The 16,049-nt window shown below is 51.0% G+C and carries 14 protein-coding genes and 1 pseudogene; 12 read left to right on the top strand and 3 right to left on the bottom strand.

What is annotated here, in order from left to right:
• Nucleotides 1-3 precede the first annotated feature (3 nt).
• The 9 genes from dhaL (at nucleotide 4) to QUE74_RS07970 (ending at nucleotide 10,839) form a co-directional block, all read left to right on the top strand.
• Nucleotides 4-636, top strand: a complete 633-nt coding sequence (gene dhaL / locus QUE74_RS08010) for a dihydroxyacetone kinase subunit DhaL (RefSeq protein WP_001353268.1) — start codon at nucleotides 4-6, stop codon at nucleotides 634-636.
• A 10-nt stretch (nucleotides 637-646) separates the two neighbouring features.
• Nucleotides 647-2,065 carry a dihydroxyacetone kinase phosphoryl donor subunit DhaM gene (dhaM, locus tag QUE74_RS08005; protein ID WP_001355240.1) on the top strand — a complete coding sequence of 473 codons (1,419 nt, stop codon included), beginning with the start codon at nucleotides 647-649 and terminating at the stop codon, nucleotides 2,063-2,065.
• 320 nt (nucleotides 2,066-2,385) lie between these two features.
• Nucleotides 2,386-4,083 (top strand): alpha,alpha-trehalase, encoded by a 1,698-nt coding sequence (gene treA / locus QUE74_RS08000; protein WP_000648203.1) that lies wholly within the window; start codon nucleotides 2,386-2,388, stop codon nucleotides 4,081-4,083.
• Between the two features lie 329 nt (nucleotides 4,084-4,412).
• The gene (locus QUE74_RS07995; protein WP_000060132.1) at nucleotides 4,413-5,435 is read left to right on the top strand and encodes an iron ABC transporter substrate-binding protein; all 1,023 of its coding nucleotides are present in this window, start codon (nucleotides 4,413-4,415) and stop codon (nucleotides 5,433-5,435) included.
• Nucleotides 5,435-6,415: a FecCD family ABC transporter permease gene (locus QUE74_RS07990; protein ID WP_001261252.1), complete on the top strand. Its 981-nt coding sequence runs from the start codon at nucleotides 5,435-5,437 to the stop codon at nucleotides 6,413-6,415. The genes QUE74_RS07995 and QUE74_RS07990 overlap by 1 nt, the downstream gene beginning before the upstream one ends.
• On the top strand, nucleotides 6,412-7,170 hold the full coding sequence (locus tag QUE74_RS07985) for an ABC transporter ATP-binding protein (protein ID WP_000173305.1): 759 nt from the start codon (nucleotides 6,412-6,414) through the stop codon (nucleotides 7,168-7,170). Before QUE74_RS07990 ends, QUE74_RS07985 begins: the two co-directional genes overlap by 4 nt.
• Before the next feature lie 9 nt (nucleotides 7,171-7,179).
• Nucleotides 7,180-7,992: a class I SAM-dependent methyltransferase gene (locus QUE74_RS07980; protein ID WP_000904000.1), complete on the top strand. Its 813-nt coding sequence runs from the start codon at nucleotides 7,180-7,182 to the stop codon at nucleotides 7,990-7,992.
• Nucleotides 7,989-8,843, top strand: coding sequence for a ModD protein (gene modD / locus QUE74_RS07975; RefSeq protein ID WP_000576829.1), 855 nt, complete (start codon nucleotides 7,989-7,991; stop codon nucleotides 8,841-8,843). The genes QUE74_RS07980 and modD overlap by 4 nt, the downstream gene beginning before the upstream one ends.
• A gap of 25 nt (nucleotides 8,844-8,868) precedes the next feature.
• Nucleotides 8,869-10,839: a TonB-dependent receptor plug domain-containing protein gene (locus QUE74_RS07970; RefSeq protein ID WP_001355238.1), complete on the top strand. Its 1,971-nt coding sequence runs from the start codon at nucleotides 8,869-8,871 to the stop codon at nucleotides 10,837-10,839.
• Between the two features lie 49 nt (nucleotides 10,840-10,888).
• Here the strand turns inward: QUE74_RS07970 and QUE74_RS07965 are convergent, their stop codons facing one another.
• Nucleotides 10,889-11,143, bottom strand: coding sequence for a GlsB/YeaQ/YmgE family stress response membrane protein (locus QUE74_RS07965; RefSeq protein WP_000511315.1), 255 nt, complete (start codon nucleotides 11,141-11,143; stop codon nucleotides 10,889-10,891).
• Nucleotides 11,144-11,343: 200 nt separating this feature from the next.
• Between QUE74_RS07965 and ycgR the strand changes: the two genes are divergently transcribed.
• Nucleotides 11,344-12,078: a flagellar brake protein YcgR gene (gene ycgR / locus QUE74_RS07960; protein ID WP_000020179.1), complete on the top strand. Its 735-nt coding sequence runs from the start codon at nucleotides 11,344-11,346 to the stop codon at nucleotides 12,076-12,078.
• Between the two features lies 1 nt (nucleotide 12,079).
• Here the strand turns inward: ycgR and emtA are convergent, their stop codons facing one another.
• Complete coding sequence (gene emtA, locus QUE74_RS07955) at nucleotides 12,080-12,691, bottom strand: membrane-bound lytic murein transglycosylase EmtA (protein WP_001295616.1); 612 nt, start codon at nucleotides 12,689-12,691, stop codon at nucleotides 12,080-12,082.
• Nucleotides 12,692-12,790: 99 nt separating this feature from the next.
• Between emtA and ldcA the strand changes: the two genes are divergently transcribed.
• Together ldcA and QUE74_RS07945 are read left to right on the top strand one after the other, a co-directional pair.
• Nucleotides 12,791-13,705, top strand: coding sequence for a muramoyltetrapeptide carboxypeptidase (gene ldcA / locus QUE74_RS07950; protein WP_000051584.1), 915 nt, complete (start codon nucleotides 12,791-12,793; stop codon nucleotides 13,703-13,705).
• Nucleotides 13,706-13,799: 94 nt separating this feature from the next.
• Nucleotides 13,800-15,470 (top strand): annotated as a pseudogene (locus QUE74_RS07945) (potassium/proton antiporter); the annotation flags it as partial.
• Here the strand turns inward: QUE74_RS07945 and QUE74_RS29565 are convergent.
• A complete protein-coding gene (locus QUE74_RS29565) occupies nucleotides 15,408-15,566 on the bottom strand; it encodes a hypothetical protein (RefSeq protein WP_420056244.1) in 159 nt (52 codons plus the stop codon). The pseudogene QUE74_RS07945 and the gene QUE74_RS29565 sit on opposite strands and share 63 nt — an antisense overlap.
• Between the last annotated feature and the right edge of the window lie 483 nt (nucleotides 15,567-16,049).

Genomic DNA, 16,049 nt, shown 5'->3' with positions numbered 1-16,049 from the left:
ACCATGTCACTGAGCAGAACTCAAATTGTTAACTGGCTCACTCGCTGTGGAGAAATTTTCAGCAAAGAGAGCGAGTATCTTACCGGACTGGATCGCGAAATTGGCGACGCTGACCACGGGCTAAATATGAACCGTGGCTTTAGCAAGGTGGTAGAAAAACTCCCTGCTATCGCAGATAAAGATATCGGTTTCATTCTCAAGAATACCGGCATGACGCTGCTTTCCAGCGTCGGTGGTGCCAGTGGTCCGCTGTTCGGTACTTTCTTTATCCGCGCCGCACAGGCGACACAGGCACGGCAAAGCCTGACGCTGGAAGAACTGTATCAGATGTTCCGCGATGGTGTAGACGGCGTAATCAGCCGCGGGAAAGCCGAACCTGGCGATAAAACTATGTGTGATGTCTGGGTGCCGGTGGTGGAATCGTTACGTCAGTCCAGCGAGCAAAATCTCTCTGTTCCGGTGGCGCTCGAAGCCGCCAGTAGCGTCGCTGAATCCGCTGCACAAAGTACGATTACGATGCAAGCCCGCAAAGGCCGCGCCAGTTATCTCGGTGAACGCAGTATTGGTCACCAGGATCCCGGCGCGACCTCCGTGATGTTTATGATGCAAATGCTGGCGTTAGCCGCAAAAGAGTAAGGAAATGGTGATGGTAAACCTGGTCATAGTTTCACATAGCGCCCGACTGGGAGAAGGTGTCGGTGAATTAGCCCGTCAGATGTTAATGAGTGATAGCTGTAAAATCGCCATTGCCGCGGGAATTGACGATCCCCAAAATCCCATTGGTACCGATGCCGTCAAAGTGATGGAGGCCATCGAGTCCGTTGCCGATGCCGACCATGTGCTGGTGATGATGGATATGGGTAGCGCATTATTGAGTGCTGAAACTGCACTGGAGTTGCTGGCCCCCGAGATCGCCGCAAAAGTACGTTTGTGTGCGGCACCGTTAGTCGAAGGTACACTGGCAGCAACAGTCAGCGCGGCCTCGGGAGCAGATATCGACAAAGTTATCTATGACGCCATGCATGCGCTGGAAGCCAAACGTGAACAACTGGGTTTACCGTCCTCCGACACCGAAATCGCTGACACATGTCCTCCGTACGATGAAGAAGCCCATTCTCTGGCCGTGGTCATTAAAAACCGTAACGGCCTTCATGTACGTCCGGCCTCCCGGCTGGTTTATACCTTATCGACATTTAATGCCGATATGTTGCTGGAGAAAAACGGTAAATGCGTCACGCCGGAGAGTATTAACCAGATCGCGCTACTACAAGTCCGCTATAACGATACGCTGCGCCTGATTGCGAAAGGGCCAGAAGCTGAAGAGGCGCTGGTTGCTTTCCGTCAGCTGGCTGAAGATAACTTTGGTGAAACGGAAGAAGTTGCTCCGCCTACTCAGCGGCCCATTCCGCCTGTTTCGGGTAAAGCCTTTTATTATCAACCAGTTTTATGTACGGTACAGGCAAAATCAACTCTGACCGTGGAAGAAGAACAAGAACGATTACGTCAGGCAATTGACTTCACGTTATTAGATCTGATGACGTTAACAGCGAAAGCAGAAGCGAGCGGGCTTGACGATATTGCCGCAATCTTTTCTGGTCACCATACACTGTTAGATGATCCAGAACTGCTGGCGGCGGCAAACGAATTTCTTCAGCATGAGCATTGCACAGCAGAATATGCCTGGCAGCACGTTCTTAAAGAACTAAGCCAGCAATACCAACAACTGGATGATGAATATTTACAGGCTCGCTATATCGATGTGGACGATCTTCTACATCGCACCCTAATCCACCTGACGCAAACGAAAGAAGAACTCCCGCAATTTAACTCGCCAACCATTTTACTGGCGGAGAACATTTATCCGTCTACGGTTCTGCAACTGGATCCGGCGGTTGTAAAAGGGATCTGCCTTAGCGCCGGAAGTCCGGTATCCCACAGCGCCCTAATCGCCCACGAACTGGGGATTGGCTGGATTTGCCAGCAGGGTGAGAAACTGTATGCGATACAACCTGAAGAAACGTTAACGCTGGACGTTAAAACGCAACGTTTCAGCCATCAGGGATAAACCACCGTTCGGATGGCATCGTTCTGATGCCATCCGGCAATTTACTCTGCTCTGATATTTTTTAACTACCTGTTATATTTTTTACCAAATCATGATGATTTTTTCTGCGCTAATCGCAAACCAAACGTCGCTGGCTGGCTAATAAACAGACTTTATTTAATTACTCTATTTCACCCTTATTTATCCCTTTAATCTCCTTTTCCAAAATGCCTGACAGTTCGCAGAATGAGATTTCGATCATGCAGTTAGTGCGATCCTGAACTAAGGTTTTCTGATACTTGAATACCGTTTTGTTCGGTTTCGCCCAAGGAGAATGATTGATGAAAGCCACCGCCCCTCCTCGCCCGCAAAAAATAGCGTTAATTCCCGCCTGCGTTTTGTTGTGTTTCGCTGCGCTAGCGGTGCAGGCAGAAGAAACGCCAGTAACGCCACAGCCGCCTGATATTTTGTTAGGGCCGCTGTTTAACGATGTGCAAAACGCCAAACTTTTTCCGGACCAAAAGACCTTTGCTGATGCCGTGCCGAACAGCGATCCGCTAATGATCCTTGCAGATTATCGAATGCAGCAAAACCAGAGCGGCTTTGATCTGCGCCATTTCGTTAACGTCAATTTCACTCTGCCGAAAGAGGGAGAGAAATATGTTCCGCCAGAAGGGCAGTCGCTGCGCGAACATATTGACGGACTTTGGCCTGTATTAACGCGTTCTACCGAAAACACCGAAAAATGGGATTCTCTGTTACCGCTGCCGGAACCTTATGTCGTGCCGGGCGGACGTTTTCGCGAGGTATATTACTGGGACAGTTACTTCACCATGTTAGGGCTTGCCGAAAGCGGTCACTGGGATAAAGTCGCGGATATGGTGGCCAATTTTGCTCATGAAATAGACACTTACGGGCATATTCCCAACGGCAACCGCAGTTACTATTTAAGCCGCTCGCAACCGCCATTCTTTGCCCTGATGGTAGAGTTACTGGCGCAGCATGAAGGCGATGCCGCGTTGAAGCAATACCTGCCGCAAATGCAAAAAGAATATGCTTACTGGATGGACGGTGTTGAAAACCTGCAAGCCGGACAACAGGAAAAACGCGTTGTAAAACTTCAGGATGGTACCCTTCTCAACCGCTACTGGGACGATCGCGATACGCCACGACCAGAGTCATGGGTGGAAGATATTGCCACCGCCAAAAGCAACCCGAACCGGCCTGCCACTGAAATTTACCGCGACCTGCGCTCTGCCGCTGCGTCTGGCTGGGATTTCAGCTCGCGCTGGATGGACAATCCGCAGCAGTTAAATACCTTACGCACCACCAGCATCGTACCGGTCGATCTGAACAGCCTGATGTTCAAAATGGAAAAAATCCTCGCCCGCGCCAGCAAAGCTGCCGGAGATAACGCGATGGCAAACCAGTACGAAACGCTGGCGAATGCCCGTCAAAAAGGGATCGAAAAATATCTGTGGAACGATCAACAAGGCTGGTATGCCGATTACGATCTGAAAAGTCATAAAGTGCGCAATCAGTTAACCGCTGCCGCCCTGTTCCCGCTGTACGTCAATGCGGCAGCGAAAGATCGCGCCAACAAAATGGCGACGGCGACGAAAACACATCTGCTGCAACCAGGCGGCCTGAACACCACGTCGGTGAAAAGTGGGCAACAATGGGATGCGCCAAACGGCTGGGCACCGTTGCAGTGGGTCGCGACAGAAGGATTACAAAACTACGGGCAAAAAGAGGTGGCGATGGACATTAGCTGGCACTTCCTTACCAATGTTCAGCACACCTATGACCGGGAGAAAAAGCTGGTGGAAAAATATGATGTCAGCACCACCGGAACAGGGGGCGGCGGTGGCGAATATCCATTACAGGATGGCTTTGGCTGGACCAATGGCGTGACGCTGAAAATGCTGGATTTGATCTGCCCGAAAGAGCAACCGTGTGACAATGTTCCGGCGACGCGTCCACTCAGTGAATCAACAACACAGCCGCTAAAACAAAAAGAGGCGGAACCTACGCCTTAACTTTACTGTATATCGAGCAATGCCATTACGTGCATAAAATTGGCATTGCTCTTTCTTCATCACGAAATACCACTCTTTCTACAGTCTATGCCTTTATTTTCTTTTATTAGGGAAGATTTTAATTTTATTTTATCAACTTATTAATCATTACACCTCTATTTATATTTTTCCCCACTCCCCATTCTCCCTGACAATTTTCTTGTGGAACAAAGTGTTATTTAAGAAACAAGCAAATCATTCTGTCTCTTTAGACAAATTTTGACATCAAACATGATCTTTTTCGCTATATATGTAAGTATATATCGGTTTTAATTATCAGGATATTACTTATGTCACTAACCAGACGGAGGTTTACACAGATTCTTGCGTCGACATTGTTCCTGCATCATCTGCCGTCCTTTGCACAATCAGTCAAATTCTGGGCCTCACTGACGCTTCCCGAAGCCCAAAACATTACACGCATCGTCAGCGCAGGCGCGCCCGCCGATTTACTATTGCTGGCTGTCGCGCCAGAAAAAATGGTCGGTTTTTCCTCTTTTGATTTTGCCCGTCAGGCATTAATTCCATTGCCAGAGCACATTCGCCAGTTCCCCAGGCTGGGACGACTCGCCGGGCGCGCCAGCACACTCTCGCTGGAAGGGCTTATGGCATTACATCCCGATTTGGTCGTTGATTGCGGCAATACGGATGAAACCTGGATCTCCCAGGCACGGCAGGTTAGCGAACAGACACAAATACCCTGGTTATTGCTTAACGGGAAACTGGAACAATCAGCAGAACAGTTAACAACGCTTGGCAAAACGTTAGGCGAAGAGCACCGCGCCGCAGAACAAGCCAATCTCGCCAGCCGCTTCGTTGGTGAAGCTAAGGCATTCGCCACCTCACCCGCCGCTAACCTCAGCTTTTATGCTGCGCGCGGTCCTCGAGGGCTGGAAACGGGCTTACAGGGTTCGTTGCATACCGAGGCGGCGGAATTATTAGGTTTGCACAACGTCGCGCAAATAGCCGATCGCCACGGTCTGACACAGGTTTCCATGGAAAATCTCCTGCGCTGGCAGCCGGATATTATTCTGGTTCAGGAGGCCGTTACTGCAGATTTTATTCGTCGTGATCCTCTCTGGCAGGGCGTGAAAGCGGTTGCGGAACAACGCATCTTATTTTTAAGTGGCCTGCCCTTTGGCTGGCTGGGTGCCCCGCCGGGAATCAACCGTCTTCTGGGATTACGCAGACTTCACGCCTGGCTGGATCCCGCCATCAATCGCCAGTTTAAAAGTGACATGCAGCATTACGCCCAACTGTTCTGGCATTGCCCATTAAGTGACGCTGACTATCAAAAATTGGTGGCGAGCTAATGAGAACCGTAAACGGATGTATTTTGCTGCTGGCAGCTATCAGTATCACTTTTGCCGCCGTAAGTGGGGCTTATCATCTCGATATACAGCAACTGCTGGCGCTCATTCTGCGTCAAGAAAATGTTCCTGTGCAGGAACAAATTGTCTTCTGGCAAATCCGCGTGCCGCGTATTCTTGCTGCGCTGTTTCTGGGCGCGGCGCTGGCAGGGGCCGGAACCACCTATCAGGGAATGTTCCGTAATCCCTTAGTGTCACCGGATATTTTAGGCGTCTCCGCCGGTGCCGGACTTGGTGCCTGCGCGGCAATCCTGTGGGGATTATCCATTGTTTACATCCAGCTGTACGCATTTTGCGGCGGGCTGATGGTGGTCGCGGGCGTCTGGTTGATTACGCGTCGGGTGACCCGCCACGATCCGATCTTAACCCTGGTGCTGGTAGGCATTGCGTTAGGAACGTTGTGCGGAGCGGGGATATCGCTAATAAAAACGCTGGCCGATCCTTACACCCAGTTACCGTCAATTACCTTCTGGTTGCTGGGGGGGCTGTCCACCGTGACCTTACGCGATCTCTGCTATGCTGCACCGATCATTCTCATAGGCTCCTTGCCCCTGTTTTTTCTCCGCTGGCGCATGAATTTACTCACGCTTTCCGACGACGAAGCCCATTCGCTGGGACTGAACGTGACACGTCTGCGCTTTGGATTGATTGTCTGCGCCACACTCATCACCGCCAGCACGGTAGCAATAGCGGGCATAATTGGTTGGGTCGGCCTGGTCGTTCCGCACATTGCCCGCTTGTTGACCGGTCATAACCATCAGCAGCTATTGCCCATGGCAATGTGTACTGGCGCGATTCTGCTCCTGCTTACCGATACGCTGGCACGCAGCATTGGAACAACAGAAATCCCACTTGGCATTCTGACCGCTTTTGTTGGTGCACCGTTTTTCCTGTTTTTGTTGTTACGCGGAGGTCGCCAGTGACTTTGCTTGCCGTCCGTCATGCGTCTCTGGGTTACTCCCGCCATCCGATGCTACGCGACGTGTCCTTCACCCTGTCGCAAGGAACAATTTGTTGTCTGTTAGGAGCCAATGGTTGCGGCAAAACCACACTCATGCGCTCCATTCTTGGCGTTATACCGTTATTAAAAGGCGAGATCTTACTGGATAGCCTCCCTGTGCAGACACTCAGCCATCGCCAGCGCGCGCAGGCTATTGCCTGGGTGCCGCAGGCGCACGACGGCATTTTTGCTTTTAGTGTGCTGGATATGGTGTTGATGGGCCTGGCCCCCACCATAGGCGCTTTTTCCGTTCCCGGTAAGCAAGAACGCCTGAAAGCAACGGAGCAACTGGAAAAGCTGGGCATTTTGCATCTGGCGACACGACGCTGGAATACACTTAGCGGCGGTGAACGTCAGCTGGCTTTAATCGCCCGTGCACTCGTCCAGCAACCGCGCTTGTTATTACTGGATGAGCCTGCCTCCAGCCTCGATTTCGGTCATCAGATCCAACTACTGGACACGCTGGCGCAGCTCAAAAATAACGGCATGACAATGCTAATGTCGACTCATCATCCGCTCCATGCCAACGCCATTGCCGACAGCATTATCCAGGTAGAGCCAGATGGACGAGTAACACAAGGCTTACCGACCGAACAGTTAACAACGAACAAACTGGCTGCCCTGTATCGGGTTTCTGCCGACCAGATTCATCATCACCTCTCTGCAATTAGCCACTAAGGAACAATCATGCTCATTGATGATATTGATTTTGCGGACCTTTACCTGCAGCAACTCAAGCTGGCCCACCGCACAGAAAAAACGCCGGATCACTGGGATCAACGGGCGGAAAAAATGGCGGAAAATTGCGCCTCGCCTACGGACAGCTACCTGCAACAACTGACCGCTAAAATTGATCTGCAAGGCGCGCAGACCTTATTCGATATGGGCTGCGGACCGGGTACCGTATCGCTGGCGCTGGCTGACAAACTCACGACGATTTATGGCATTGATTACAGTCAGGGGATGCTGAAGGTTGCCGCCCGTCGCGCCGCCGCGCTAAAGGCAGACAATGTCCACTGGATCCAGCGCGCATGGGAAGAGGACTGGAGTGACCTGCCACGCTGCGATATTGCCGTGGCTTCCCGCTCCACTCTGGTGGCTGATATGCGCCAGGCAATGAGCAAACTGAATAATCAGGCACGGCTTCGCGTCTATACGACTCATCTGGTCAGCACCTCGTTCGTCTCTCCAGCCATTCAGCGGGCGGCTGGTCGGGAAGTGATCGAATTACCCAACTATATCTTTGCGCTCAACGTCCTGTATCAGATGGGAATTTATGCTCACGTTGATTTTATCCGCGGACAAAATTGCCCACAGGATAACAGCACCTGGGAACGTTTTGAGCAGAACGTCAGCTGGAGTCTGGGCGCGCTTAACGACGATGAGCGTGAGCGGTTATATCGCTGGTATCAACAACAAGATGCTCGTGCCCTCGCCCCTGCCAGCCGCGACTGGGCGCTCATCTGGTGGGATAGCGTACCGCAAGAGGCACTGCGATGATTTTCCTTTCTCAGGCACAAATCGATGCGTTACTGCTGGAAGATATCCAGGGCGGTGACCTGACCACGCGAGCATTAAATATTGGACACCAGCATGGCTATATAGAGTTTTTTCTCCGTCAGGGCGGCTGCGTCAGCGGCATTTCTGTCGCGTGTAAGATGTTAACTACGCTGGGATTAACTATTGATGACGCGGTCAGCGACGGTTCACAAGCGAACGCGGGTCAGCGGCTAATCCGTGCGCAAGGTAATGCCGCAGCACTTCATCAGGGATGGAAGGCAGTCCAGAATGTGCTGGAGTGGAGTTGCGGTGTTTCTGATTATCTCGCTCAAATGCTGGCGTTACTTCGTGAACGTTACCCTGATGGCAATATCGCCTGCACCCGAAAAGCAATTCCGGGTACCCGCTTACTGGCCTCGCAGGCAATTCTGGCTGCCGGAGGACTGATTCATCGTGCCGGATGTGCGGAAACCATATTATTGTTTGCCAACCACCGCCATTTTCTTCATGACAATCAGGACTGGTCAGGCGCAATCAATCAGTTACGTCGCCACGCACCCGAGAAGAAAATAGTTGTTGAAGCCGACACGCCGAAAGAGGCAATCGCCGCGTTACGCGCGCAACCAGACGTACTTCAGCTCGACAAATTTAGTCCGCAACAGGCAACTGAAATTGCGCAAATAGCACCGTCGCTGGCTCCCCACTGCACGCTGGCTCTGACCGGCGGAATTAATCTGACAACACTCAAAAATTACCTCGACTGCGGCATTCGCCTTTTTATTACCTCCACGCCTTACTACGCGGCACCTGCTGACATTAAAGTCAGTCTGCAACCCGCAGCCTCTATTTAATTCTTTGTTAAACGGAATTTATTCTATGAGACTCAAAAAACGTTATCTCTGCACAGTATTATCACTTGCCTTTACCCAGCAGGCCGTAGCAGCTCAAGAGAGCGACACGCTGACCGTATGGTCCAGTCCGGTATCATCAACGACGACCACCGTTCTCGATCAACCCACCATGAAGGCCCTGGATAAACAGAATGTCGCTCAGGCATTAAGTGTCGTCCCCGGCGTGGTACTGCAAAAGTCAGGTAGCCGCAACGAAGAACAGGTCAAAGTTCGTGGCTTTGATAGTCGTCAGGTGCCGGTCTATTTCGACGGTGTGCCCATTTATGTTCCCTATGACGGCAACCTCGATCTGGCGCGGATTCTGACCAACAATTTGGGGGCAGTTGAAGTTTCCAAAGGGTATTCGTCGCTGCTTCAGGGGCCTAATCAGATGGGCGGAGCCATTAATATCACCCCCCAGAAGCCAACAAAACCTCTGGAAGCAAGTCTGGGATATCGCCAGGGATGGAGCCGTAGCCAGGACAATGCCTACGATATGCATGCTTCATTTGCCGCCAGCAGCGATCTGGGGTATTTGCAAGTCAGCGGTAGCCAGCTAAAGCAGGATTTTCTCGGCCTGCCGCATGGTGTAAATAATGATATTGCAGGCAAACACGGCAAGATGATTAATTCATCGGCTGATGATAAACGCGGCATTGTGAAGCTCGGTTTTACACCACGCGAAAACGAGGAATACACATTGACTTACATTAAGCAGGATGGTGAAAAAGATAACCCGCCATACAGTGGAAATAGTGGTCAGAAATCACGCTACTGGCAGTGGCCAGAGTATGACAAAGAAAGTTTTTATTATCAGGGAACGACCCAACTAAACGATCGTTTTACCCTGAAAAGTCGGCTGTATCGCGACACCTTTGAAAATACGCTAATGATGTACAACTCGCTGGCTGATTTGAAAAATAAAAAAGGCAGCTACAGCCATTATTCCGATTACAGCGACGGTGCCGGGTTACAACTGGCAGCCGATGTGCGTGAAAACGATCTGCTGTCGTTTGCCGTTAACTGGAAAGATGACGTACACCGGGAAAAAGGTGCGCCGCACGCCGCTTACGATCGCTATGAAGATCGTACCTGGTCGCTCGCCAGTGAATATCAATGGGCTGCTGCCGATAATGTCGATGTCGTGGCTGGAATCAGCTATGACTGGCGCGATAGCGTAGAAGCGAAAAAACATGAGAAAGATGGCAGTATCACCCATTATGACGACAACAATCAGTCAGCTTTTAACTGGCAGGTGATGGGGAAATACCACTTTGCCAATGAAGACACGCTGGCGCTTTCGTACTATGACCGCACACGCTTTCCGACGCTGAAAGAACGCTATACCACGTCCAAACCTGCGTATAACCAGATAGCGATTGTTAACCCGCAGCTCAAGCCGGAACGCGCGCGCGGGGTGGATTTAACCTGGAATGGTGCCTTCACGCACGACTGGGGATTTGAGGTCAGCGTTTACTATAACCGGGTGAGTGATGCCATCCTCTCGCACAATATCGATGCCGATACCATTCAAAATCAGAACAGCGGCACGGTGGATTACAGCGGTCTGGATGCCGGTATTAAGGGGAAAATCAGCAATATACTGGATGTAGGATTGAGCTACGCCCTGATCCACGCTGATGCCAAACGTAAAGACATCGGCAAGATAACCGATCTGCCAACGCAGACAATGACCGCATGGATGACTCTCAAACCGTGGGAGCCGTTAAGCGTAACGCTGTCGGAAGAGGCGCGTTCCTCCAGCTACAGCAACAGTGACGGTTCACAAAAAGCCGCCGGTTTTGCGGTGACCCACATTCGAGCCGATTACACCTTAGGTCATGGCTTCAGCGTTAATGCCTCGGTCAATAACCTGTTTGATACCAAATATGCCTACAGTGAAGGGTTTATTGAAGAAGGTCGCAATTTCTGGGCAGGTGTCGAATATACGTTCTGATGTGAAAGCGGATAGCAACATCTGTATCGCTATCCGCCTTATGAAAATCTTATTCTCTTCGCAGGAGGCGGAAAACACCCAGCACCAGGATAGCGCCCACTACCGCCACCAGGAAGCTGTGCAAATTAAAACCGCTGATGGAGCCGCCAATGCCAAACATGGTCGCCAGCCAGCCGCCGACCACCGCACCGACTATCCCAAGAATACAGGTCAGGAAAAATCCACCACCATCACGCCCCGGCATGATTAGCTTGGCGATAATGCCGGCTATCAGGCCAAAAATAATCCAGGCAATAATTCCCATGTTCAGGCCCTCGTTTCGATGAATCGGACGCAAGAAATGCTTACGTCAACGCTCTAAGTATAGGCAAGGGCGGGATCGATGCTGGGCGTATGTCGGCTGATTTAAGAACGACATGTAAAAAATATTCACGCATTTGTATTAAGTTTTGTTAACTGTGACCGATAAACCTAAGACAGTTTGTCAGTCAGGAGTTTTTCCGCGTGAGTCATTACCATGAGCAGTTCCTGAAACAAAATCCGTTAGCCGTCCTGGGCGTGTTACGCGATTTGAACAAAGCCGCAATTCCTTTGCGTATCAGCTGGAATGGCGGGCAGCTGATCAGCAAAATACTGGTAATAACCCCGGATAAACTGGTGCTGGATTTCGGCAGCCAGGCCGAAGATAACAACGCCGTGCTAAAGGCGCAGCACATTACCATTACCGCCGAAACTCAGGGTGCGAAAGTCGAGTTTACTGTTGAACAACTACAGCAGAGTGAATACTTGCAGCTTCCGGCATTTATTACCGTACCACCTCCCACCTTGTGGTTTGTACAACGACGCCGATATTTCCGCATCTCCGCCCCACTCCATCCGCCTTATTTTTGCCAGACCAAACTGGCGGATAACAGTACATTACGTTTCCGCCTGTATGATTTGTCGTTAGGCGGCATGGGCGCATTACTGGAAACGGCAAAGCCTGCCGGATTGCACGAAGGCATGCGCTTCGCTCAGATTGAAGTCAACATGGGGCAATGGGGTGTTTTTCACTTTGACGCCCAGTTAATCTCAATCAGCGAGCGCAAAGTGATTGATGGCAAGAATGAAACCATCACCACTCCCCGTCTGAGCTTCCGTTTTCTTAACGTCAGCCCGACGGTGGAGCGGCAATTACAGCGGATTATTTTCTCTCTCGAGCGGGAAGCCCGGGAGAAAGCGGCCAAAGTGCGCGACTGATTTACATCGCGTCCAGTGCCTGCTCAAGTTTGTAGATATAGCGCGGTGCCTGCGGCGCAGGATGATTTCGTGCTACATGGTCGAGGAACTCGTCAGCATCCAGATCGTTGATTTTGCTGATCGCCTTTTTCCGATCTGACGAGAAAGTCCGTAACAACGCACCTGCCCCGTTAGCGTATGACACCACCAGCGCATATTGCAGTACCTTCGGATCTTCAATGCCTGCTAGCGGGCCGGTTTCCAGGATATTCAGGTAAGCCGCCCCCATTGAAATATTACGTTCTGGATTCTTCAGCTCGCTGGTCGTCGGCTCACCACTCCAGCCCATACGGCGATAGACATCACGTCCGGAGGTTGAAGCTTTCAACTGCATCAAACCAATGGCATTCGATTTACTCACCGCGTTCGGATTACCACCCGATTCGATAGCGATAATCGCCGTAATTAATTGTGGATCGACGCCCCAGGCTGCACCGGCTTTCTGGCTTATTGGCATCCACTGCATCGCACGTTGCACCGGAACTTTCGCGTTCCACGGCGGGTTCGTGTAGTCATGCTTTGATGAACAACCCGCTAATAACACAATCAAAAAGGCAAACCATCTTAATTTCACTTCTTCTATCCTTATAGCCTGGAATCGCCGTTGAGGTGACAACGGCACACCTAAGCGGCATGATATACATTTCGTTTCTGTTGTCAGCAAGGAATTGCCATGTCTCTGTTTCACTTAATAGCCCCATCGGGTTACTGCATAAAACAACACGATGCGCTGCGTGGTATCCAGCGCCTTACCGACGCGGGGCATCAGGTCAATAACGTCGAGGTTATTGCCCGTCGTTGTGAGCGTTTTGCGGGTACGGAAACGGAGCGTCTGGAAGATCTCAATTCCCTTGCCAGACTGACTACCCCCAACACTATCGTGCTGGCTGTACGCGGTGGTTACGGTGCCAGTCGTTTACTGGCAGATATTGACTGGCAGGCACTGGCGGCTCGCCAACAACATGACCCGTTACTCATTTGCGGTCATAGCGATTTTACGGCCATTCAGTGCGGTCTACTGGCACAAGGCAATGTCATCACCTTTAGCGGCCCGATGCTGGTGGCAAACTTTGGCGCGGATGAGCTGAACGCCTTTACCGAACACCACTTCTGGCTGGCGTTACGCAATGAAACGTTCACCCTTGAATGGCAAGGGGAAGGCCCGACATGTCAGACTGAAGGCATGTTGTGGGGAGGCAATCTTGCGATGCTCATTTCACTGATCGGCACACCATGGATGCCACAAATTGAGAATGGTATTCTGGTGCTGGAAGATATTAACGAGCACCCTTTCCGCGTCGAACGTATGCTATTGCAGCTCTATCATGCGGGAATTTTGCCCCGTCAGAAGGCGATTATTCTCGGTAGCTTTAGCGGCAGCACGCCCAATGATTATGACGCAGGTTACAACCTGGAGTCTGTGTACGCGTTTTTGCGTTCCCACCTGTCGATTCCACTTATCACCGGCCTCGATTTTGGTCATGAACAACGAACGGTTACGCTGCCATTGGGCGCACATGCCATACTTAATAACACCCAGGAAGGCACTCAGTTGACGATTAGCGGTCATCCTGTTCTTAAAATGTAAAAAAATCACGCTTCAGGGCTAAGTAAAACGCTGTCTCTGCCGCTAATATGGTAGGGTTTATATAAGAGACAGCGTAATCAGGAGTAACCGACCGTTGGATGCCACAACAATAATTAGCCTTTTCATCTTAGGATCCATCCTTGTCACCAGCAGTATTTTACTTAGTTCATTTTCTTCCCGTCTTGGCATTCCTATTCTGGTTATTTTCCTGGCGATCGGCATGCTGGCAGGAGTCGATGGCGTCGGCGGTATCCCGTTTGATAATTATCCCTTCGCCTACATGGTAAGTAACCTGGCGCTGGCGATTATTTTGCTCGACGGCGGGATGCGCACTCAGGCCAGTTCCTTTCGTGTGGCGTTAGGACCGGCGCTGTCGCTGGCGACGCTGGGCGTGCTTATCACCTCTGGTTTAACCGGCATGATGGCGGCGTGGCTGTTTAATCTTGATTTGATCGAAGGTTTATTAATCGGCGCTATCGTCGGCTCCACCGATGCTGCGGCGGTCTTTTCTTTACTGGGTGGTAAGGGGCTTAATGAACGTGTTGGCTCGACGCTGGAGATAGAGTCCGGCAGTAATGACCCAATGGCGGTCTTTCTGACGATAACCCTGATTGCGATGATCCAGCATCATGAAAGCAGTATCAGCTGGATGTTCGTGGTCGATATTCTGCAGCAATTTGGCCTCGGGATTGTCATCGGTCTTGGCGGTGGTTATTTACTGCTGCAAATGATTAATCGCATCGCCCTGCCCGCCGGTTTATATCCATTGCTGGCATTAAGCGGCGGTATTTTAATTTTTGCTTTAACCACGGCGCTGGAAGGCAGCGGTATTCTGGCTGTTTATCTGTGCGGTTTTCTGCTGGGTAATCGTCCAATTCGCAACCGCTACGGCATTCTGCAAAATTTCGACGGCCTCGCCTGGCTGGCACAAATTGCCATGTTCCTGGTGCTGGGGCTGTTGGTTAACCCAAGCGATCTACTGCCTATCGCCATTCCGGCGCTCATTTTGTCTGCATGGATGATTTTCTTCGCCCGTCCCCTTTCGGTATTTGCCGGATTGCTACCGTTCCGCGGTTTTAATCTACGTGAGCGCGTGTTTATCAGTTGGGTGGGATTACGCGGCGCGGTGCCAATCATCCTGGCCGTATTCCCGATGATGGCAGGGCTGGAGAATGCGCGACTGTTCTTTAATGTCGCCTTCTTTGTGGTTCTGGTTTCACTGCTATTGCAGGGAACATCACTCTCGTGGGCGGCGAAAAAGGCCAAAGTGGTGGTTCCGCCCGTCGGACGTCCGGTGTCGCGCGTTGGCCTGGATATTCACCCGGAAAATCCGTGGGAGCAGTTTGTTTATCAGTTGAGTGCCGATAAATGGTGTGTAGGTGCGGCACTGCGCGATCTGCATATGCCAAAAGAGACGCGTATTGCGGCACTGTTTCGTGATAATCAATTGCTTCATCCCACCGGCAGCACCCGACTACGCGAAGGTGATGTGTTGTGTGTAATTGGTCGGGAACGCGATCTCCCGGCACTCGGTAAACTGTTTAGCCAGTCGCCGCCGGTCGCGTTGGATCAACGCTTCTTTGGTGACTTCATTCTCGAAGCCAGTGCCAAATATGCTGATGTGGCGCTGATATATGGCCTGGAAGATGGGCGAGAATATCGCGATAAGCAGCAAACGCTGGGTGAAATTGTCCAGCAGTTGTTAGGCGCGGCACCGGTTGTCGGCGACCAGGTAGAGTTTGCCGGGATGATCTGGACGGTGGCCGAGAAAGAAGATAATGAAGTGTTGAAGATTGGTGTACGGGTAGCAGAAGAGGACACTGAATCTTAAATAAAATGCTGCATCTATCACCGGATACAATGCTTTGCTGAACGCAGCCTGAGCCTGTACATAACCTTGTCATTTCCTGACTTTAATATGCTCATTCCAACATCGGAAGAAAGTTAAATTATGGACGACAAACCATGCAGGCTCTGGCTAATGAACTAGCCAATAAACTCAAAACACTAAAAATCTCGGCCAGCTCAAAAAAGTCAGTGTAATGACTTCTTCTGACAGCAACAGGTGATGAAAAACTAGTCCCGCATTACCGGCATTCCCGTCAACCACCAGGGGTTCCGGCCTGGCATCGCCCGAAAATATTCCCCCACACATTCTGCCGCGCTGAAATAGCCCATAGAGAACCAATACGCGTATCAGGCTGCCCTGTATCTGCAGTGGCGTTTCATCCGCCTGTAGCACCGGATGCATGAGCGATTTCTTATAGTTATTACTTTGCTTAATAACGATTATTTCCGGGTCGTTCGCTTTCGTATTTTCACTAATACGTCAGAGCTGCCTGGG

Origin of the sequence: Escherichia sp. 10290, from assembly GCF_030295155.1 — a bacterium.
GTDB lineage: Bacteria > Pseudomonadota > Gammaproteobacteria > Enterobacterales > Enterobacteriaceae > Escherichia > Escherichia coli_F.
This window is presented reverse-complemented; position numbering and strand designations above follow the sequence as displayed.

Excerpts from the sequence above, each read along its gene's own strand:
- dhaL (WP_001353268.1), top strand. The coding sequence starts at position 4 with ATGTCACTGAGCAGAACTCAAATTGTTAACTGGCTCACTCGCTGTGGA.
- dhaM (WP_001355240.1), top strand. The coding sequence starts at position 647 with ATGGTAAACCTGGTCATAGTTTCACATAGCGCCCGACTGGGAGAAGGT.
- treA (WP_000648203.1), top strand. The coding sequence starts at position 2,386 with ATGAAAGCCACCGCCCCTCCTCGCCCGCAAAAAATAGCGTTAATTCCC.
- QUE74_RS07995 (WP_000060132.1), top strand. The coding sequence starts at position 4,413 with ATGTCACTAACCAGACGGAGGTTTACACAGATTCTTGCGTCGACATTG.
- QUE74_RS07990 (WP_001261252.1), top strand. The coding sequence starts at position 5,435 with ATGAGAACCGTAAACGGATGTATTTTGCTGCTGGCAGCTATCAGTATC.
- QUE74_RS07980 (WP_000904000.1), top strand. The coding sequence starts at position 7,180 with ATGCTCATTGATGATATTGATTTTGCGGACCTTTACCTGCAGCAACTC.
- modD (WP_000576829.1), top strand. The coding sequence starts at position 7,989 with ATGATTTTCCTTTCTCAGGCACAAATCGATGCGTTACTGCTGGAAGAT.
- QUE74_RS07970 (WP_001355238.1), top strand. The coding sequence starts at position 8,869 with ATGAGACTCAAAAAACGTTATCTCTGCACAGTATTATCACTTGCCTTT.
- QUE74_RS07965 (WP_000511315.1), bottom strand. The coding sequence starts at position 11,143 with ATGGGAATTATTGCCTGGATTATTTTTGGCCTGATAGCCGGCATTATC.
- ldcA (WP_000051584.1), top strand. The coding sequence starts at position 12,791 with ATGTCTCTGTTTCACTTAATAGCCCCATCGGGTTACTGCATAAAACAA.